At 67.7% G+C, this 19,015-nt stretch carries 16 protein-coding genes and 3 pseudogenes; 6 read left to right on the forward strand and 13 right to left on the reverse strand.

The genetic code is table 11. The annotated features are described in order from the left end of the window. Positions 1-168 precede the first annotated feature (168 nt). The 3 genes and pseudogenes from ACPL7H_RS02430 to ACPL7H_RS02440 form a co-directional block, all read right to left on the reverse strand. Positions 169-495 (reverse strand): transcriptional regulator, encoded by a 327-nt coding sequence (locus ACPL7H_RS02430; RefSeq protein WP_424795546.1) that lies wholly within the window; start codon positions 493-495, stop codon positions 169-171. Next, the gene (locus ACPL7H_RS02435) at positions 488-1,060 is read right to left on the reverse strand and encodes a hypothetical protein (protein WP_424795547.1); all 573 of its coding nucleotides are present in this window, start codon (positions 1,058-1,060) and stop codon (positions 488-490) included. Before ACPL7H_RS02435 ends, ACPL7H_RS02430 begins: the two co-directional genes overlap by 8 nt. Positions 1,061-1,131: 71 nt before the next feature. After that, a pseudogene (locus tag ACPL7H_RS02440) lies at positions 1,132-2,041 on the reverse strand (IS5 family transposase). Between the two features lie 222 nt (positions 2,042-2,263). On the opposite strand from ACPL7H_RS02440, the gene ACPL7H_RS02445 reads away from it, so the two are divergent. Beyond that, positions 2,264-3,103: a helix-turn-helix domain-containing protein gene (locus ACPL7H_RS02445; RefSeq protein ID WP_424795548.1), complete on the forward strand. Its 840-nt coding sequence runs from the start codon at positions 2,264-2,266 to the stop codon at positions 3,101-3,103. Between the two features lie 70 nt (positions 3,104-3,173). After that, positions 3,174-3,764 carry a dihydrofolate reductase family protein gene (locus ACPL7H_RS02450; protein WP_424795549.1) on the forward strand — a complete coding sequence of 197 codons (591 nt, stop codon included), beginning with the start codon at positions 3,174-3,176 and terminating at the stop codon, positions 3,762-3,764. A 167-nt stretch (positions 3,765-3,931) separates the two neighbouring features. Here ACPL7H_RS02450 and ACPL7H_RS02455 read toward each other — a convergent pair whose 3' ends face one another. The 3 genes and pseudogenes from ACPL7H_RS02455 to ACPL7H_RS02465 all read right to left on the reverse strand — a co-directional run. Then, entirely contained in the window at positions 3,932-4,546 is a 615-nt protein-coding gene (locus tag ACPL7H_RS02455) for a recombinase family protein (RefSeq protein ID WP_424795550.1), read from the reverse strand. 156 nt (positions 4,547-4,702) lie between these two features. After that, positions 4,703-5,719 (reverse strand): magnesium and cobalt transport protein CorA, encoded by a 1,017-nt coding sequence (locus tag ACPL7H_RS02460; protein WP_424795551.1) that lies wholly within the window; start codon positions 5,717-5,719, stop codon positions 4,703-4,705. 32 nt (positions 5,720-5,751) lie between these two features. Continuing rightward, a pseudogene (locus ACPL7H_RS02465) lies at positions 5,752-5,865 on the reverse strand (zinc-dependent alcohol dehydrogenase); the annotation flags it as partial. A 304-nt stretch (positions 5,866-6,169) separates the two neighbouring features. Between ACPL7H_RS02465 and ACPL7H_RS02470 the strand changes: the two are divergent. Further along, a complete protein-coding gene (locus ACPL7H_RS02470; RefSeq protein WP_424795552.1) occupies positions 6,170-6,742 on the forward strand; it encodes a flavodoxin/nitric oxide synthase in 573 nt (190 codons plus the stop codon). 273 nt (positions 6,743-7,015) lie between these two features. Here ACPL7H_RS02470 and ACPL7H_RS02475 read toward each other — a convergent pair whose 3' ends face one another. Then, positions 7,016-8,218: an ATP-binding protein gene (locus ACPL7H_RS02475; RefSeq protein ID WP_424795553.1), complete on the reverse strand. Its 1,203-nt coding sequence runs from the start codon at positions 8,216-8,218 to the stop codon at positions 7,016-7,018. A 668-nt stretch (positions 8,219-8,886) separates the two neighbouring features. Here ACPL7H_RS02475 and ACPL7H_RS02480 point away from each other — a divergent pair. Both ACPL7H_RS02480 and ACPL7H_RS02485 read left to right on the forward strand, forming a co-directional pair. Beyond that, complete coding sequence (locus ACPL7H_RS02480) at positions 8,887-9,276, forward strand: VOC family protein (RefSeq protein WP_424795554.1); 390 nt, start codon at positions 8,887-8,889, stop codon at positions 9,274-9,276. A gap of 97 nt (positions 9,277-9,373) precedes the next feature. Continuing rightward, on the forward strand, positions 9,374-9,868 hold the full coding sequence (locus ACPL7H_RS02485) for an SRPBCC family protein (protein WP_424795555.1): 495 nt from the start codon (positions 9,374-9,376) through the stop codon (positions 9,866-9,868). A 160-nt stretch (positions 9,869-10,028) separates the two neighbouring features. On the opposite strand, the gene ACPL7H_RS02490 is transcribed toward ACPL7H_RS02485, so the two are convergent. The 6 genes and pseudogenes from ACPL7H_RS02490 to dnaB all read right to left on the reverse strand — a co-directional run bounded on the left by ACPL7H_RS02490 (position 10,029) and on the right by dnaB (position 17,173). Next, positions 10,029-11,228: an MFS transporter gene (locus ACPL7H_RS02490; protein ID WP_424795556.1), complete on the reverse strand. Its 1,200-nt coding sequence runs from the start codon at positions 11,226-11,228 to the stop codon at positions 10,029-10,031. An 11-nt stretch (positions 11,229-11,239) separates the two neighbouring features. Continuing rightward, positions 11,240-12,376 carry a methyltransferase domain-containing protein gene (locus ACPL7H_RS02495; RefSeq protein ID WP_424795557.1) on the reverse strand — a complete coding sequence of 379 codons (1,137 nt, stop codon included), beginning with the start codon at positions 12,374-12,376 and terminating at the stop codon, positions 11,240-11,242. A 5-nt stretch (positions 12,377-12,381) separates the two neighbouring features. Next, positions 12,382-13,296, reverse strand: coding sequence for an FAD-binding oxidoreductase (locus ACPL7H_RS02500; protein WP_424795558.1), 915 nt, complete (start codon positions 13,294-13,296; stop codon positions 12,382-12,384). Between the two features lie 34 nt (positions 13,297-13,330). Beyond that, positions 13,331-13,708: pseudogene (locus ACPL7H_RS02505) on the reverse strand (FAD-binding oxidoreductase); the annotation flags it as partial. Positions 13,709-13,899: 191 nt separating this feature from the next. Continuing rightward, positions 13,900-15,540, reverse strand: a complete 1,641-nt coding sequence (locus ACPL7H_RS02510) for a LuxR C-terminal-related transcriptional regulator (protein WP_424795559.1) — start codon at positions 15,538-15,540, stop codon at positions 13,900-13,902. Between the two features lie 280 nt (positions 15,541-15,820). Continuing rightward, the gene (gene dnaB, locus ACPL7H_RS02515; protein ID WP_424795560.1) at positions 15,821-17,173 is read right to left on the reverse strand and encodes a replicative DNA helicase; all 1,353 of its coding nucleotides are present in this window, start codon (positions 17,171-17,173) and stop codon (positions 15,821-15,823) included. 427 nt (positions 17,174-17,600) lie between these two features. Here dnaB and ACPL7H_RS02520 point away from each other — a divergent pair, with 427 nt between their 5' ends. Beyond that, on the forward strand, positions 17,601-18,950 hold the full coding sequence (locus tag ACPL7H_RS02520; protein ID WP_424795561.1) for an MATE family efflux transporter: 1,350 nt from the start codon (positions 17,601-17,603) through the stop codon (positions 18,948-18,950). Positions 18,951-19,015 lie beyond the last annotated feature (65 nt).

The following is a 19,015-nucleotide window of genomic DNA, read 5'->3' on the forward strand; positions in this document are numbered from 1 at the left end:
TACGGAAACGCCGGCTAGCACGATCTCGGGCAGCCCTCGGCACGTATCCTTCACCGGGGCGGAGTACGACATTCGCCCTCAGTACCCGTCGAGCGTCGCGTTGGGGCAGACCGTGCGCAACGGATGTGTCGCAAATGGACAACACCCCCGTGCGAGGCTTTCGTCACGTCAGGTTTCTTGAGCGAGCACTGCCAGCGCGTCGAGGTGGCCTCGGAATGCACGACGCCCCGCTGGAGTCAGGCGCACCCGTACTCGACTGCGGCCGCCGCGCGACGTGCGTCGTTGCTCGACGTAGCCAGCCTCCGTTAGCACGGACAGTTGCTTGCTCAGTGCGGAGTCGCTGGTTTCAAGTAGATCGCGTAGCTCGCCGAACTCTTCTTCCTCGACTGGATCGAGAAACGCGCAGATCTTGATTCGTTGCAGGGGGTGGATCAGAGGGTCGAGGCCGGCGAAGCCGCCTGGGGCTGCGGCGCCATCCTGTTCGGGTCTACTCACCGCGGCTCGCCGCCCGCGCCCACGAGCGATCCAGCCGACGGCCTCCCACTGCCCCGACGGCGAATGCCAGGACCGCAGCGCACACCGGTACCCACCACAACTCGAACGCCCGGTACAGCCCTGAGTTGATGCTAACGAACACTCCACACGCAACGACGAGCACGACGAGCTGGGAGACCTTGGCGTCCTTGAGCCGATAGCGGGGCTTCGCCGATGGTGCCCCCCACATGCTCACTGCCGCGATGAGCGGGATCAGCGCCGGCGGCAGGAGGTAGCCGTACGGGTCCGGCACCCGGTCGATGATGAGGGGTGCGATCGCGAACACCGCGAGAAAGCCGCCGAGCATCGTCCAGTACCGGCCGGGACGACGCAGCCGCTCGTCGTTGACCGAGCGAACCCTCTCTACCTCGTCGAGCGTGGCTTGTGCCTCACTGCGTTTCGGCGCCCCTTCCGGCAGTCCCACGGCCTTCTCCCCACTCTCTCTTTCCCTCAAGGAAAGCCTAGCCTCGAGTTTCCCTTGAGGCAAGACAGTGGCTTCTCCTGAGGATGCCGCGAGCCGCTGCATTGGGATGCACCTCAGGTGCAACTCTCCGGACTTCGGCAACACTCGTCGCGTTGGGGTCTAGGGCATGTCTGCTATTTCTTGGCCCGGTAGGTCCCGATGATCATCGCCAGAGTGATGCCGCCAAGGTAGGTGATGGCGTACTTGTCGTATCGAGTAGCAAGGCCCCGCCACTGTTTGAGCCGGTTCATGGCTCGCTCGACGGTATTGCGTAACTTGTAGACCTCGGCGTCGAAGCCCGGTGGACGTCCACCTTTGGAGCCCTTGGCCTTGCGGCGAGCGATCTGGTCGGATCGTTCGGGAATGGTGTGCTTGATGCCCTTGGCGCGCAGATATATCCGGGTACTGGGGTGGGAGTAGGCCTTGTCTGCCAGCAGACGAAAGTCGCCCCTGGCCCCGGTGGTCAGCAGGGCCTGCACCAGCGGGGCGAGCATCGGGTTGTCTCCACCTTGGCCCGCACCGGCCAGGGCCAGCACCGGAGTGCAGGAGGCATCGGCCAATACGTGGACCTTGGCGGTCAGCCCGCCGCGGGAGCGACCCAGGGCATGATCCGGCGGCTCACCGGGCACGAGGCGAGAATTCTTGTCATTCGATTCTGCCCCCTGTGTCCTGCTCTGGGTCCGTGACAACCGAGTCCCGGCGGGCACCGGCCGCGTGCTGATGGGCACGCACACTGGTGGAGTCGATCGACAAAATCGCCTCCGCCTCCTTGGGGTCCAGGCCCACTTCCTGCTGCACAGCGGCCAGCATCTGGGTGTAGGTGCCGTCTTGTGACCACCGCTTGTGCCGTTCCCACACGCTCTGGAACGGCCCGAACTTCACCGGCAGATCCCGCCAGGGCGAACCGGTGCGAAACCGCCAGATGATCCCCTCCAGCATCACCCGGTGGTCGTTCCACGGACGACCACGCCGGCCCGAATCCTGTGGCAACGCCGGCGTCAGGGCCGCCCACAACTCATCACTAATCACTCCATCACGAACCATGAGCTCCACGATCGCTGACCAGCCTCGAAATCTTTAGCAGACACGCCCTAGACATCGCGCAACACCTCGGATGAGTTTTGACTCTCCGGCTGCACTTTCGCCTCTCGGTGGCCGGCCGGCCCCGTAGGGGGATCGACGTGCGGGGAAGAGCAATGGGACCGGCGAGTCCTGGGTAGTTCCTGCTATTCGCGCCTCAGCTGCGTGGTCGGCAATGCTGTACGCATGGAGTACGTGTCCAGGGCGCCGCGGCCGCCGCTCGACGGCCTGGTCCACGACATCTACTACCTGGCGGGCGAGCCGCCGTACCGCCGGTTGACGCTGCCGGCGGCGCCGGCGCCGCTGCTCATCGTGAATCTCGGGGCGCCGTTTCACATCCGTGCGGGCAACGCCGTCGAGGCGGCAGAGTACGCCGACGGCTGTGTGGTCAGCACGCCCACCCGTGCGTGGGACTTCAGCTACCCGATTTCCAGCCGGTCGGTCGGCGTGCACTTCAAGGCGTGGGGGCTGGCACCGTTCCTGCCGATGGCCGCAGACGAGTTGCGCGACCGGCCGGCGACCATCGAGCAGGTGTGGGGCCGGCCCACCATCACCGAGTTGCGAGACCAGCTGGCTGCAGTGGCCGAACCCGACCAGATGCTGACCCTGCTCGAGGCGGCGCTGACGCGTCAGTTGCGGGATATCCCCGGGCTGGATCTGGTTCGCCATGCGAGCGCCGCCATCGCGGCGACCGGTGGGACGGTGCCGATCGGCGATCTCATCGTGGCGAGAGGTGTCAGCAGCACCCTTCTGGCACGACGTTTCCAGCAGGTCATCGGCGTCACGCCGAAGCGGCTGGCCCGAGCCCACCGCTTCTCCACCACCGTGCTCGCCCTCGATCCCGCCGACCCGATCGACTGGGCAGACTTCGCCGCTCGCGCCGGCTATTTCGACCAGGCGCACTTCGCTCACGAGTTCCGAGAGTTCACCGGCTTCACGCCGACCCGGTACGTCGAGGTCCGGAGGCGTTTCCTGCGCGAGCATCCCGGCCACGTGCTCGACGGCTGGCCGTTGCCGGCCGATTGAATTCTTACAAGAGCGAGCAACTCGACGCGCGCAGACTGCAGGGACAGATCCCCCCATCGAAGGAGTCCCCATGAGCAAGGTAGTCATGTACGCGTCGGTGTCGGTCGACGGCTTCATCGCAGCCGAGAACGACGACCCCGGGCCGTTGTTCGAGTGGCTGGTCAGCGGTGAGGTGGCGCTGGATGAGAGCGGCGTGTTGAAGGTGTCGCAGGCGTCTTACGACTACGTTCGCCCCTACTGGGACGAGCTTGCGGTGACGATCGCCGGGCGCCACGTCTTCGACATCACCGACGGCTGGGACGGGGCGCCGCCGGCTGGGGTTGACCACGTCGTCGTCGTCAGCCACCGCCCGCCCCCCGAGGGTTGGGACCCAAGGCCGCCGTTCCACTTCGTCGACGGTATCGAGGCAGCGGTGGCCAAGGCGCGGGACCTCGCGGGTGACCGCACCGTCGAGGTCGCGGCCGGAGACGTCGGCGGCCAGTTCCTCGCCGCGGGCTTTGTTGACGAGGTGCGCATGGACGTGGTCCCCGTCGTGCTCGGCTCGGGCAAGCGCTTCTTCGGGTCGGTCGATGTTCAGCACCTGTTGGACGATCCCGACCTGATCATTCAGGGCAACCGAGTGCTCCACCTGCGCTATGGCGTACGCCGGCTGCCGAACTGAGTACGTCACGTGCATTCGTAGAGGCCGAGAACCCCAGCCTGCCATGTCCGGATGTCCCGCGGCCGGATCCTTCATCAGGATGCCGCTCTCGTGGCTGGCTTCGAGGGAAACTCGCTTGACGGCGTCCCGCGAGGGTGTCCGGAGCGGGACGCCGCCAAGGTGGACGTTCAGCCTCGTGCCGACGCGTCCGCGAGCTCGGCCTTGGCTGCCAGCCGTTGGCGTTGGATGGCGCGATAGACGGTAGAGCGGCCGACACCGAAAAGTTCGGCGACCTCGAGAGTGCTGTACTCGCCGCTGTGCACCAGCGACACCAGATGCGCTTCCTGCTTTCGGCTGAGTTTGGGCTGCTTGCCCTTCAGCCGACCCTTGGCCTTGGCGACCTTCATGCCCTCGACCGTGCGCAGCCGGATCAGGTCGGACTCGAACTCCGCGACCATGGCGAGCACGTTGAACAGGAGACGACCGACTGCGTCGGTCGGGTCGTAGACCGAGCCGCCGAGCGAGAGGCTGATCTGTCGGGCGGTCAACTCGTCCGCGATCGCCCGCGCATCGGGCAGGGACCGGGCCAGGCGGTCGAGTTTCGTGACCACCAGGGTGTCCCCAGCCCGGCACGCGGCAAGGGCCTCGCGCAGGCCAGGGCGTTCTCGGTTGGTGCCGGTCAGGCCGTGATCGACGTAGATGCGTTCGATCTCGACGCCTAGGCTGAGCAGGGCATCGCGTTGCGCGGTGAGGTCTTGCTGATCGGTGGAGCATCGGGCGTACCCGACAAGTAGTGCGCTCATGGCGCACCTCCCCAAGGGATCGGCCCGGCCGCGCCACCGAATGTGGTCGGCTCGGGCGTCGGGAAGAGCCCGACACCACCAGCGACTACCTTTCCTACTCGGTGTGCAAGTGCCTCGTTAGTCGGGTGCGTCCGACACGGCCCGCACCAAGGGGACTCATAGCCAGTGGTGCCTCTTGAACACGGCGTACAGGACCGCACCGAGAGCGACCATCCCGAGCAGGGCGAGGGGGTAGCCGTAGGCCCAATCGAGCTCTGGCATGTGGTGGAAGTTCATGCCGTAGATGGTGCCGACCAGGGTGGGGGCGAGGAGGATCGCCCCCCATGAGGAGATCCGTTTGACCTGCTCGCTTTGTTGGTAGGTGGCCTCGGTGACTCGACGCGTCTCTTCGCTCTGCTGCTGGGCCACCAGGGTGGCGTTGACTGCCAGGGCGTTCTGCAGCAGGCTCCGAAACGCGTCGGCACGTTCAACCACATGCAACGTGTGGTCATGGACGTCACGAAGCCGGTGACGCAACTCCACGTCCACGTCGTCATTGACGAAACTCTGCTCGAGCCCTTCGAGCATGCCCACCAAGGGGTGGGTGGCGCGCTGGAAAGCCATGACCTCACGGGAGAGTTCGTAGATTCGGCGTGAGACCGCCGGGTCGCTGTCGAAGAGCTCGTCCTCGATCTCGTCGATGTCGTTCTCCAGGCCGACCACCACCGGGCCGTACTGGTCCACGACCTCGTCCAGGATCGCGTAGAGCACCGCCCCGGGACCGAGACGGAGAATGTCCGGGTCGGTCTCGAGCCGGTGCCTGACCCGTCCGAGGTCAGGTGCCGCCTGTTGCCTGACGGTGACGACGAGACCAGGACGGGTGAATACGTGCAGTTCACTGAACTCGACCTGTTCGACATCCTCGAGGTATCGAGCAGGGTGCAGCACCGTGAACAGGGTGTGGCCGTATCTTTCCAGTTTGGGCCGTTGGTGCGCCTTGTCGGTGTCCTCCGCGACCAACCCATGCAGGCCGAACTCGTCCGCGATGACGCTGACCTCCTGGGAGGTGGGCCGGTAGAGCTCCACCCAGGCCATGCCACCATGTTGATGAAGCAGTTCGAGGGTCTGCTCCAGGCTGTCCGGTGTGGCGACCGGTAGGCCGTCGACGTAGATGGCGCTGGCGATCACGCTCATGAGTGCCCTCGTCCCAGGTGGCGTCGGCTGTTCAGCCCCATGGCGACCGCGTACTGCTCGGCGATGTGGCCGAGCCCTCCGATGCCGGAGATCAGCAGCCATCCTCCGGGCTTGGTGTTTGTCACCTTTAAGCCCTTGTTGCCGGTCATCGTCGCTCCTCTCGGGTCCCGGGGCCCGATCGGGTCCCGGAGCACCGATGTCGGCACGACGCCAGTGAACCACGGTCGACGGCCCTGCGAGCGGGACCGTGGCCCATACCTGCGCTCTACGCCGATGGCGGCGCGCCCGCGCGCCGGGATTACCGGCGACGTCTGCATGCCAAGGACTTTAGTCGGTTGCGTCCGCGCGGCCGCGGAGGAGAGTGGGAGTGACCGAGGAGTCCAGTGAACACTCTGACCGAGCCAACGGCCTACCGGCACCACACAACGCTCGACCTCAAGGAGGACCGGGGTGGCTGTGGTGCTCGTGCAGGTCGGCCTTCTGTACGAGAGGAGCACACCGACCATGGATGTCACCATCGTCTACGAATCTGCCTGGGGGAACACCAAGGCAGTCGCTGAGGCGGTTGCCGTCGGCGTGACTACTCAAGCCGGCGTCAACGTCACAGTGCTCGACGTCGGTGCGGCACCGCCCGCCGACACCCTGGACACCCACCTTCTCGTCGTCGGCGCCCCTACACACGCTTTCGGCCTGAGCCGCCCGCAGACCCGCGAGGACGCCGCCCGACGCGGAGGCCACCCAGGTGACGCCGGGCTGCGGGAATGGATCGAGGCGGCCGGCCAGATCCGGCCTCCTGTGGCGGCCTTCGACACCCACGTCCGCCACCCCAACCTGCCGGGCGCCGCGAGCAAGAAGGCCGCCAAGCTGCTCCGTCGGCACGGCGCCACGCTCCTCGTCGAACCCGAGAGCTTCTACGTCCACGGGTACGAGGGGCCGCTCCTTGCCGATGAGATCGACCGGGCCCGGTCCTGGGGCACCGACCTCGCCGACCGGCTAGCGGAGGGGGCGTCCCAGGTGCACTGACGCAGCCGCCCACGCCCATACATCCAGCATTGAACTACCCGCCGGTTCAGTTGGAGCAGGTGGGCCACGATGGCCTGGGCACGTGGCCGTGGTCGTGGGTGACATGCCGCTCGGCGGCGCCGCACTCAACACCGCAACTTCGATGACAGGTACAGACCTATGACGACGGACTAGGGCCAAAGGAACCGACGACATACCAAAGGCCATGGGCTGGGGCTGGCTGCAGTTGTGACACCAGGTTCGAGACACACGGGACTTGCGCGAAGTGTCGGCTCAGGGGCCCAGCGCCGATATCGGAATGACATGGACTCCGTCAGGGCGCCTTCCGGCGTACCCGGTGCTAGTGATGACACCCAGTGCTCCTGGTGCGCCGTGTTTGCTGACGTCAATCTTCGACGCGAAGTGGAGCAGGCTCGCGGCTGCTTCGTCGACAGCAGTAGGGCTCATCTTGACCTCGAACGCCGCCCACCTGTCATCAGGGAGACTGACGACCGCGTCGACCTCGTTGCCGTCAGAGTCCCGCCATGCACCGATCGTGCCAGCCAGTGGCTGGGTGTAGATGCGCAGATCCCTCATAACGAGGGACTCGAAGTGGAAACCAGTGGCCCTGAGATCTGCGAGAAGTTCAGCACTTCCGATCCCCAATGCAGCCAGCCCTACCGAAGGGTCGTCGAAATATCGAATAGGCGCTGCGCGAAGCCGGGTCCGAGAGCGCATATGCGGGCGCCAACTCTCAGCATTCTCGGTCAAATGGAGCCGCTCCAAGGCATCCAGATATGCATACAGACTGTCTCGTGCGATTGGCCCCTCAGGGCCTCCAACGTCCTTCGCCAACTCGGTGACTTTGACGGCCTGCCCGGCGGAACGAGCAAGTGCGGCCATGAGGCGGTTGATGTTGCGGGGGTCACGGCGGGCACCGAGCGCGTGGATGTCGACCTCTGCGATCTGGGTGAGGTAGTTGCGCAGCCACGAGCGGGCCTCGTGCTCATCGGCATCCATCAGGCTCGGCCAGCCGCCTATCACGATTCGCCGAATCAGATCCTCGAAGTTGAGGGCCGCGCCCGACCCCGTCTGGGTGTGGCCGTTGAGCAAGTCGCGCATGGAGACATCGCCGCTGGAGTGCCCCGACTCGAACAGGCTCATCGGGCGCATTCGGAGTGTGCCTATGCGGCCGGCGCCGGAGTGGCGCTTGGCGTCGTCCTTCGGAGTGGCCGATCCAGTGAGGATGTAGAGCCCTCGCTGGCCGCGGTCGTCGATGTTCCGGCGGACACGGTTCCAGATTGCCGGCTCAACTTGCCACTCATCGAAGAGGATTGGGGTGGGCTGGTCGAACAGTTGGTCGGGTGCCAGCGTCAGGGCCATCCGGGCTGACTCATCCTCATCTAATCGCACTGTGGACTTGGCGATGCGCAACGCCGTGGCCGTCTTACCGCACGCCTTCGGCCCCTCGATCAGAACTGCGCCGATGCCGTTCATACGGTGGGCAAGTTCGCAGAGCCTCTAGTCGACATTATGCAGATGGCGCAGACGACAGATTGCAGACGACGGGTTCGACACTTTGCGGAAGTTGGTCGACCTCGATGTATCCCGCGATGGCAAACCGGGCCCGAGCCCGGGTGGCGAACCGGTATTGTCCCAGCACACTCCGGTCCTGCCCATGAACCGGCGCGCGTCAACTGGACCTGCTCGGCCAGTAACGACGTCAGGGCAGCACTATCTGCACGGCCTCGGCCTTGAACTGCGGGCTGACCTTCCGTCGTTTCGGGGACATGTACTGATCCTCTCCTCAGGAGAGAACCTGTCCAACATCCTTGATGCTCCCCAGGATCGGCTTGCGGAACGAACTTCAAGAGTTCCGTCCAGACTCGTTCTTGTCGAGTACTGGTAGTGACGGGCGGCCTTCCGGGCGTCGTGCTGGCTCCAGCGGAGCAGGTGGTCGCGGTCGCCTGCGACCGGGTAGGGGACGCTCCAAGCGCGCGTAGTCAGGCTCCTTGCCGATTTGTCAACGGGAAAGTTGCGCCTGAGGTGACGTGATGTCCTAACGTGGTGAGCGTGACCAACACCGAGCCCCGACGGCGGGGTATCGACGACGGCGTCCGGGTGGTGCACGGGGCGGTCCACGCCGGCGACCAACAGGAAACCTTATGACCGAGCTGACTCCATATCTCTGCGTCGCCGACGCCCGAGCCGCCATCGAGTGGTACGTCGCCGCGCTGGGCGCAGAGGTCACCTACGAGCCGATCGTCATGGAGGACGGCCGGGTCGGCCACTGCGAACTCGCGATCGGCAAGGCGCGCTGGATGATCTCCGACCAGTTCGACTCCGCTGGGGTAGCCGCCCCCGACCCGACCCGCGGGTCGGCGGTGTCGCTGCATCTCACGGTCACCGACGTCGACGCGGCCGCCGCCCGCGTCGTCGCGACCGGGACATCGATGACGCGCGGCCCCGAGGACAGTCCGCCCGCCGGGCGGGTAGCGGTCTTCATCGACCCGTTCGGTCATCGCTGGTTCCTGAACCAACCGGGCGAGAGCTGACTCAGACCCGCTCGGCCAGGGGAGTCAACCCGAGCCCTGAGTGCGTAGGGCCTCACCCGTCCCCCAGCGGCGATGCGCATACGAGATGATGGAGGCTATGCAGCGAAGCTACGCCGAGTCGATCACCGTCGCCGCTTCACCGGAGTCCATCTATGCCCTGGTCAGCGACGTCACCCGCACGGGTGAATGGAGCCCGATCTGCCGTCGCTGTGAGTGGGAAGACCCCGACAACACCGGCGTCGGCGCGCAGTTCACCGGTTTCAATGAGACACCGCAGCGCTCCTGGCAGACACGGTCAACGGTGGTCGCGGCGGAGCCAGGCCGGGCGTTCGCCTGGGAGGTAGGCGACGGCTACGTTCGGTGGGGCTACGCGCTGCGACCCGTCGACGGCGGGACCGAGGTCACCGAGCACTGGGAATTCCTGCCAGCCGGGCTGGAGATGTTCGCCAGGCGGTATGGCGCGGAGGCGCCGTCCCAGATCGAGGAACGCACCCGCGCCGCACACCAAGGCATCCCGCGCACCCTCGCGGCGATCAAGCACATCGCCGAGGCGGAACGACACACCACCGATCCACCCGCTGCGCCTCGCTGACCACACAAGCGCGCACGTCTTGTGTGACCGGGGTGCGCTGGTGGTCCTACCAGTGAAGTGGCAGGCCGTTGCCTAGCCCCAGCGCAAGCCGAGTCGATGGGTCACTGCACCGTGCCCGCCACTGCCTGGATCATGGCGCCGGCGGCGAGCCCTCACGCGACTATGGTTCGTTCCGATTAGGGCTCGGCCTCAGAGCGGTCAGCACCGCCGAGGCCGCGATCACCAGTGCGAGCACCAGGCCCGACACGGCCCAGTCTCCGACGGCAAGGGCGAGGCCGGACAGCGCAGCACCCAGCAGGTAGCCCGCCTGAATGGCACCGGCGAGAGCTGTCATCATCAGTTCCGGCCGCTCCGGGTGCTGAGCCATACCCAGCACGTTCGTCGTGGCGATCCGGGCGCCCGCGATGGCGTTGGCCACCGCGTAGGCCACCGCACCGACCAGCCACCGCGGGCGCGCGTCGCCATCGAGGAGAGCGCTGCCGAAAACCCCGGCGACGGCAACGGCCAGCAGTCCGGACAGGACGTACACCGTGACCCGCAGGTCTCCGGCCGCGGCGAGTCGGCCACCCAGGACCGAGGCGATGACGAAGCTCACTGCCCCGGCGGACAGCACCCATCCGGTCAGCCCTTCGGTGGTCCCCAGTCCCACCACGAACAGCGCCCCCACGTACGTCAGGACACCCGCCCATCCCATGTACGCCAAGGTCTCCGCCACGGCCCAGCGGTAGGCGGGCCGTGGCATGTTGGCCAACCCACCGCGACTCACGGTGCCCGCCGGGCCGGCGAAGCGCCCGGCGAGCGTGAGGACACCGAGGGCCAGGATCGCGGGAAACACGTGGGTGGACCGCCAGGAGATGTGCTCGGTCAAGGCACCGCTGATCGGGCTCCCGATCACCCAGGCAAACCCGTGGGCTGCGGTCACCCAACCGGCGGCCCACGCCCGACTGCCTCCGGTGAAGCCGCCGAGTCCGGCGAATCCCGCGGTAAGCAGGGTGGCGATCGCCAGTCCCACCGGCACGTGGGCGACCAGGTAGTGGATCGGGCCGGTCGCCGTGGCCACCGACGCGCTGGCGGCAAGAACGAGAAACGCACCGGCCACGGCTAGACGTCGCACCCCGAAGGACGAGACCGAGACCGAGACCAGCAGGGCTAGGGCTCCTGCAAGAGCGACTGCGCCGGTGAGGGACCTGGCCTGTCCGGCCGCCGCGACCTCGACACCGAGGTCGGTCGCGACAGCCACGAGCGAGGGAGTCAGCACCGCTAACAATGACTGCGAGGTCATCGCGGCGGCCACGAGCGGAACCAATCGCGCCACATCCCGCTCAGCAGTGCGAGGGGCGGTGTCCACGTCCCGGGTCACGGCCACCACCTTCAGGGCCGGGCTTCCAGGACCATGAACATCGGGGTCTGGGCCGCCCGCCGGAACCGGGTGAACCCGGCTTGACCGGCCACCTGCTCAAGTTTCGCCTGCCCCGCTTGGGCGCCCAGGGCCGCCTCGGCGCCCTGGGCGAGCGCGCTCGGAGTGCACACCATGGTGGAGACGGAGTAGAAGGTGCGCGCCCGCACGCTCTCGGCCGGGTCGTCGTCGGCTCGCGGTTCGGTGAACATCCACGTCCCAGACGGTGCGAGGGCGCGACGGATGTGCCGCGCCGCACCGACTGGATCGCCCCACTCGTGCAAGGCATTGAAGACGCAGACCAGGTCGTAGTCGCGGCCGGGGAAGTCCTCCGCGGTGGCCACCTCGAAGGTGACGCGGTCGCTGACCCCGGCCTCGGCTGCCGCGGTGCGTGCCGCCTCGATCGAGGCGACGTGATTGTCGAATCCGGCGAACCGAGAGGCCGGGTAGGCCTCGGCCAGCCGGATCAGGGCCTCGCCATGACCGCATCCGACGTCGACCACTCGCGCCCCGGACTCGAGCCGGGCCTGCATGCCCTCCAGTGCGGGGATCCAATGGGGCACCAGGTTGGCGCGATAGACCGGCCCGAAGAGACGCTGTGTGCCCACGTACAGGTCGGGGTGGTGCCCGCCCCACCCGAGGCCGCCGCCGGAGGTGAAGGCGCGGGCGAGGGTGTCGACGTCCTTGTGGTTGGAACTGGCCGCGAGCATTCCACCGATCAGGTAGGTCGGGCTGGCCGGATCCGCCAGGCACGCCGCCTGTTCAGGGGTCAGCCAGTAGGTACCGCCGGCGGGGTCATGCTCGGTGTACCCGCTGGCCACCTGGGCGTTGAGCCACTCCCGCAGCAGCCGCGGGTGGCAGCCGGTCACCTCCGCAAGGTCTTCGGGTGGGCAGGGACCATGGGCAGCGAGTGCGGCATAGAGCCCGAGCCGGTCGCCCAGCACCACGGTGGCGGCGTGCATCGTGGCGGCCTGGTCGGCGCCGTAGCGTTCGATGAACGCTTGCAGCCGGTCGGAGTCCGGGGTCGACGCCGTTGCAACTCCCGACGGTGCGGCACGCGCGGAGGCCGGGCCTTCTGGAGTGGCTTCGATCGAGTCGATTCTGCTCGGCATGACCCTCACCCCTGGATGTTCTGGTTGACATGGAACAGGTTGCTCGGGTCGTAGGCGGACTTGACCTGCAGGAGCCGGCCGTAGTTGTCGCCGTAGGTGGCGCGCACCCGATCCGGACCCTCATCCATCATGAAGTTCACGTACGCCCCGCCGACGGTGAACGGGTGGATCGCCTCCCAGTACGCGCGGGCCCAGCGGGTCAGTGGCTCCGCGAGCCGGGGATCCGGGTCGATGGCAGCGATGACCATGGACCAGGTGGCGTCCCGGAATTGCCACGCGGTGTCGGCGGGATCGACGTCGTGCACCGCCCCGTCGATGGGGTACAGGTGCATCAGGGACTTCTCACCCGGTGCCCGGGCGGAGTGCTCCAAGTGGGCATCGATCGCGGCGTCGGGCAATTCCTTGACCACATCGCCCTTCCAGTACCACTGAAGTCCGGGCGGGAGCAGCGGGTCGAACATGGACTGCAGCGCCGGGTAGGGCATCTGGGTGCAGCCGTCCAGCAACGGCGTGGGCAGTTCGTCACGGATCGGGCGCATCGCCTCACGAGCCTCGTCCTCCGGCCCGTCGTAGCAGCACACCAGGACGCATGACTGCCTTCCCCGGATCTCCGTCGGGAACGGCGGCACCGACGGCACCCGCTTGAGTCCCAGGAAGGGGGAGAACCGGGGTGCGGCCCTGGGCAGGAAGTCGCGGTACCAGGCCATCACCTCCCGGGCGTGGGCGACGTCGAAGAAGATCGGCCCTGCGAACACGGTGTCCACCGGGTGTGCGCGGAAGAGGAACCTGGTCACCACCCCGAAGTTCCCGCCACCACCGCGAACCGCCCAGAACAGATCCGGGTGCTCCTCGGGCTTGGCGGTCACCAATCGGCCGTCGGCGAGGACGACGTTGCTGGCGGGTGAGGTACCCGTGCCCACCGCCGAGGGTCAGACCCCCGACCCCGGTCGAGGAGACGATGCCGGCGGGCACGGCCAGCCCGGACGGGTGGGTGGCCTGGTCGACGTCGCCCTGCGTGCACCCGGGTCCGGCCGTCACGGTGCGGGTCGCCGAGTCGACCCGCACCCCTTTCATCGGCGAGAGGTCGATCATCAGGCCGTCGTCGCAACTGGCGAAGCCGGCACCGTTGTGCCCGCCGCCACGGATGGCGATCGGCAGCCCGGTCTCGCGCCCGTAGGCAACGGCGTTGATCACGTCCGCGGCACTGGTGCAGCGGATGATCATCCGGGGTTTCTTGTCAATCATGCCGTTGTAGAGGGCGCGGGTGATGTCATAGCGAGCGTCATCGGCGTCGATGACCTCGCCCCGGAGTCGTTGCCGCAGATCCAACATGAGGAGTCCCTTCTCGTGACCGATTGCCTCACGCTAGGAGTCGACGTCGACGACGCGCATCGGGCCGATTGCCCAACCTCGCACCTGTCATGGGTCATCTGACCCACAGCACCGGCGAGGTCACCCGGTCAGCGCACGGACGGCGCCGGGTAGGCGCGCGCAGTCAGTGCCGTCAGGACACGGTCGGGCGGTCAGCGCGGTGAGCGCGGCACGAGGCCCTGCTCGAAGGCGTAGGCGGTGGCCGCTGTGCGGGAGGAGCAGCCAAGTTTGGCGAAGATGCTGGACAGGTGCCGGGCCACGGTCTTCCTGCTGATGAACAGCTCCGCCGCGACCTCCCGGTTGGTGCCCCCCAGGGCGACCACGGCCAGTACCTCCACCTCGCGCGGCGTGAGTTTGCCGGCGCCTCGGCTCGTCCCATCGAGGGCCGTCACCTGCTCGAGGTCACCGACTGCGCCGAGTTCGGCGAACACCCGCTGCGCCGCCGCACGTTCCCGGCGGGCGCCGTCGAGGTCTCCCAGGGCCTGACAGGCACGCCCGAGCAGGGCCTGCACCCGGGCCAACTCATACGGCACACCGAGTTCGCTCCACAGCCGGTGCGCTTCGCGCAACTCGCCCACCGCCTCCTCCAGGCGGTCCTGGGCCAGGTACACCGCGCCACGGGTGGCGTGTGCGGTGGCAGTGAACCCCGAGGTGGCGTAACGAGCCGCGATGCCGGCCACATCCGTGGCTGCCTGCTCCGCGACCTGCACCTCACCGGCGGCCAGCGCGACCTCGACCTGGGCGACCCGCAGCGGCAGACGCCGCAGCGCGTCCACGGCGGACCCGACGGCGATGGTGAGGCCGGCCAGGGCTGCATCGTGCTGGCCGCGCGCGCACTGGAGCAGAGCCAGGCCGGGCTGGGGATCGCGACCCCGGGCACGGGCCTGCTCATAGGCAACGTCTGCGTCGTCGTACTCCCCGCGCAGCCGCCGCAGTTCGGCGACCTGGTAGTGCGCTTCGGCGGCGCTCGCGACGTGCAGGTGCTCCAGATCCGCGCACACCTTGGCGGCCTCCGTTTCGGCCTCAGACCATCCGCCACTGGCCTGCAGGACTTGGGAGCGGTGCACCCGGCAGATCCCGGTGAACAGCACGGCCGCGGGCAGGCTGTCGAGCCACTGCGTGGTGGCGCCGGTCCAGGAAACCAGCCGGCGCACGTCTCCCAGTTCGTGGCAGGCAGCCATCAGGTGGCAATAGATGTTTCCCGCCCACGTCGGATGGAGATCCTCGGTGAGCACCGCGACCATTGCCTCGTCCAGAAGCGAGAGCCCCTCGGTGGTGCGGCCCTGCTTGACCAGCGCTCGTCCGTGCCCAACGATGCTCAGGGCCACCAGGTTGGCGTCGTTGTGTCGCCGGCCGAGATCCGCTACGCCGGCCGCGCTCGCCACCACGTCATCGCCGACCGGCCCGCCCAGACCTGCCTCCACCTCGAGGATGTACATCAGGTAGCCACGCTCGGCGCAGTCGGGGTGATCGTCGAGCAGCCGCTGGGCGCGACTCAGCCATCCGGAGCCCAGCACCGTGTCGCCGCGGAGCAACAGGTCGACCGCGATGTGAATCGCGGCCATCGCAGCCCGCGCGGGTAGGTCGCCCTCGAGGTAGCGGCGATAGGCGCGTTCTGCGGCCGCCAAGGACTCCTCGACCTCACCGAGCCACCAGGCTGCGTCCGCGAGTAGGAACGTGTCTTCGGCGGCCAGGTCCTCCTGAGCCTCTGCCTTGGTGAAGCCTTCGCGGGCAGCATGCCAGTCACGGCGCTGGTACGCCGTCCGCGCTGCCGTCACCAGAGTTGCGCTCAAGTCCTCCACCGAGCCTCTCACCCTCGATGGTAGTACGTGCCGCCGGCGGACCTCAGTGGATCCTGCAGGGTGGTCAAGCAGACCTCGTCGGTGATCGGTGTGGTCCAACTGCACTCAGACGCCCTACTTGGGCCCTACGCACTCGTCGCCGCCTACCACCACATGCCTCAGATCGAGGAGGGCCCCAAGGGCTTCGAGACCAGAACTGCGGCATCTCCCTGTGCGGGTCGGGGTAGATGTGCCGGCGTCGCGGCATCTCTCGACAATCGCGACGGCACGGTCACTGCGCCATGTCGACGAAGCGCGTGTAGTGGCCCTGGAAGGCCACCACGATGGTGTCGGTGGGGCCGTTACGGTGCTTGGCCACGATCATGTCCGCCTCACCGGCGCGGGGCGACTCCTTCTCGTACATGTCATCGCGGTGCAGCAGAATCACGACGTCGGCGTCCTGTTCGATACTGCCCGATTCGCGAAGGTCGCTCATCTGGGGACGCTTGTCGGTGCGCTGCTCCGAGCCACGGTTGAGCTGGGAGATCGCGATCACCGGCACCTCCAGTTCCTTGGCCAGCAACTTCAGCGCCCGCGAGAACTCCGAGACCTCCTGCTGGCGCGACTCCACCCGCTTACCCGAACTCATCAACTGCAGGTAGTCGATCACCACGAGCTTGAGGTCGTGTCGCTGCTTGAGCCGGCGACACTTCGCGCGGATCTCCATCAGTGACATGTTCGGAGAGTCGTCGATGAACAGCGGGGCATCGGAGACCCGGCTCATCGTGCGGGCCAGTCGAGTCCAGTCCTCGTCGCGCATCGTGCCCTTGCGCATGTTGTTCAGCGGCACCTGCGACTCCGCCGAGAGCATCCGCATGGAGATCTCGTTGCGGCTCATCTCCAGAGAGAAGATCACCGACGTCATCCCGTGCTTGATCGAGGCCGCGCGCGCGAAGTCCAGTCCCAGGGTTGATTTTCCCACAGCCGGCCTGGCCGCGACCACGACCATCTGCCCGGCGTGCAGGCCGTTGGTCAGGGCGTCGAAGTCGACGAAGCCGGTGGGCACCCCCACCATGCCGTCCCCGTGGTGGGAGGCGGCGTCGATCTCCTCCATGGTGGCGTTGATGATGTCCTTCAGCGGGACGTAGTCCTCGCTGGTGCGACGCTCGGTGACCGCGTAGACCTCGGCCTGGGCGGTGTTCACCAGATCGTCGACGTCCCCGCCATCGGTGGCATAGCCCAACTGCACGATCCGGGTGCCCGCGTCCACCAGTCGGCGCAGCACCGCGCGCTCCCGCACGATCCGGGCGTAGTACCCGGCATTCGCTGCGGTGGGCACCGACGACAGCAACGTGTGCAGATAGGGCGCCCCGCCGATCCGGCCGAGTTCACCGCGTTTGGTCAACTCCGCCGAGACCGTCACCGCATCCGCCGGCTCACCCCGGCCGTACAGGTCCAGGATCGCCTCGTAGATCGCCTCGTGCGCCGGGCGGTAGAAGTCGGTGCCCCGCACCACCTCCAGCACGTCCGCGATGGCGTCCTTGGACATCAGCATGCCGCCCAGCACGCTCTGTTCGGCCGCCACGTCCTGCGGTGGGGTCTTGTCGAAGGACTCCCCCGGGGGAGCCATCTCTGCCAGGCTCATCGGCCCACCCCCTGGTTCCGTCTCACTGTGCCCCTCGCCGTCCTCGCTGAAATTCCGTACTCATGTTCTACAGCCGACCACTGACACGGGTCGGGCCGCACCGGTGCGGTGCCCATGTGACCCGGCCTGGCGTCGTCGGCCTTTCCGGGTGCACTCCCGGTCTTCCCGGGCGACCACCCCGGCGCCGTCTTCCCTGCGACGCCTGGATACCCACCCAGCGCGAGGCTAGGGCCCCACCGGCCGAACGCCAAACCCCGGTGTTCCCGCCCTGTGCACGAAGACCATCTAGGCTGTGGACACCGTGTGGACAGTGCGGCCCCTCGTTGTGCACAGGGCGGGGACACAGGTGTGGATAACACCTCAGAAGCGTGCCGTCACAACGAAAAGTCCCTGTGGATGCTGTGTATGGAAAGAAGTCGGAGGATCCGTGGACGACACGCCCGCCCAACACGCCGACCGGGGCCGGGCACTGGATCGTCGCATCCTGTCCCTGGCTTGGCCGGCGCTGGGCGCACTGGTCGCCGAGCCACTCTTCGTCCTGATCGACTCCGCCGTGGTCGGCCGCCTGGGCGTGAACGAACTCGCCGGCCTCACCCTGGCCTCGACGCTGCTGGTCACCGCGGTGGCGATCTTCGTCTTCCTCGCCTACGCCACCACGGGTGCGGTGGCCCGCCAACTGGGCGCCGGGAACACCCCCAAGGCACTGGCCATGGGGATGGACGGGATGTGGCTGGCGCTCGCACTCGGCCTGATCACCATGACCATCGGGTTCGTCACCGCACCCTGGGTGGTGACCCTGATGGGTGCCCCGGCCCCGGTGGCCCCGCACGCCATCGACTACCTGCGCTACTCCCTGCCCGGCGTCCCCGGCATGCTCGTGGTGCTGGCCGCCACCGGCGCCCTGCGAGGGTTGCAGGACACCCGCACCCCCTTCGTCGTCGCCGTCGCCGGGGCCATCGTGAACACCATCGGCTCCATCGGCCTGGTACACGGGGCGGGGCTTGGCATCGCGGGATCGGGCCTGGCCACCGCCCTGACCCAGATCGGGATGGGCGTGGTGCTGGCCGTGGTGGTGGTGCGCGGAGCCCGCGCGCACGGGGTCTCGGTCAAACCCGCTTTCGGCGGGATACGGGCCAACGCCCGCGCAGGGATGCCGCTGCTGGTCCGTACCCTGACGCTGCGCATCGCGGTGCTGCTGACCGTCGCCGCGGCCACTCACCTCGGGGCGGTCACGATGGCCGCCCACCAGATCGTCAACGCCATGTGGGGCCTGGCCGCGTTCGGCCTGGACGCCCTCGCGATCGCCGCGCAGGCGCTGATCGGGCACGGCCTGGGCCGGCGCGACGTGGAGTCGGTCCGGCGCATCATGCGCAGGTCGCTGCAGTGGGGCACTGCCGCCGGGGCGGTGCTCGGCCTGGTCTTCGCCGGGACCGGCTGGTTGATCACGCCCCTCTTCAACGCCGACCCCCAGGTGCAGCAGGCCGGCGCCTGGGGACTGGTGGTGATCGGGGTGCTGATGCCGATCGCCGGATGGGTGTTCGTGCTCGACGGCGTGCTCATCGGCGCCGGCGACGGACGCTTCCTGGCCTGGGCCGGTGTGATCACGCTGGTGGCCTACCTGCCGTTGCTCGGGCTGGTGTGGTACTTCGCACCCCCGGGCGTGCCCGGCCTGATCTGGCTGTGGAGCGCCTTCGCCGGCGCGTTCATGCTGGCCAGGGCGATCACCACCGGGATCCGCGCACGCGGCACCGCCTGGATGGTGCTGGGCGCGACGTAACAACCCGACGACGGCGGCACGCGGGTAGGTCCCGCACCGGCCCGCCCCGTAGTCGTCGAGTGCCG

The sequence above is a fragment of the Pseudactinotalea sp. Z1732 genome, assembly GCF_049724975.1.
Taxonomy (GTDB): Bacteria; Actinomycetota; Actinomycetes; order Actinomycetales; family Beutenbergiaceae; genus CALKWS01.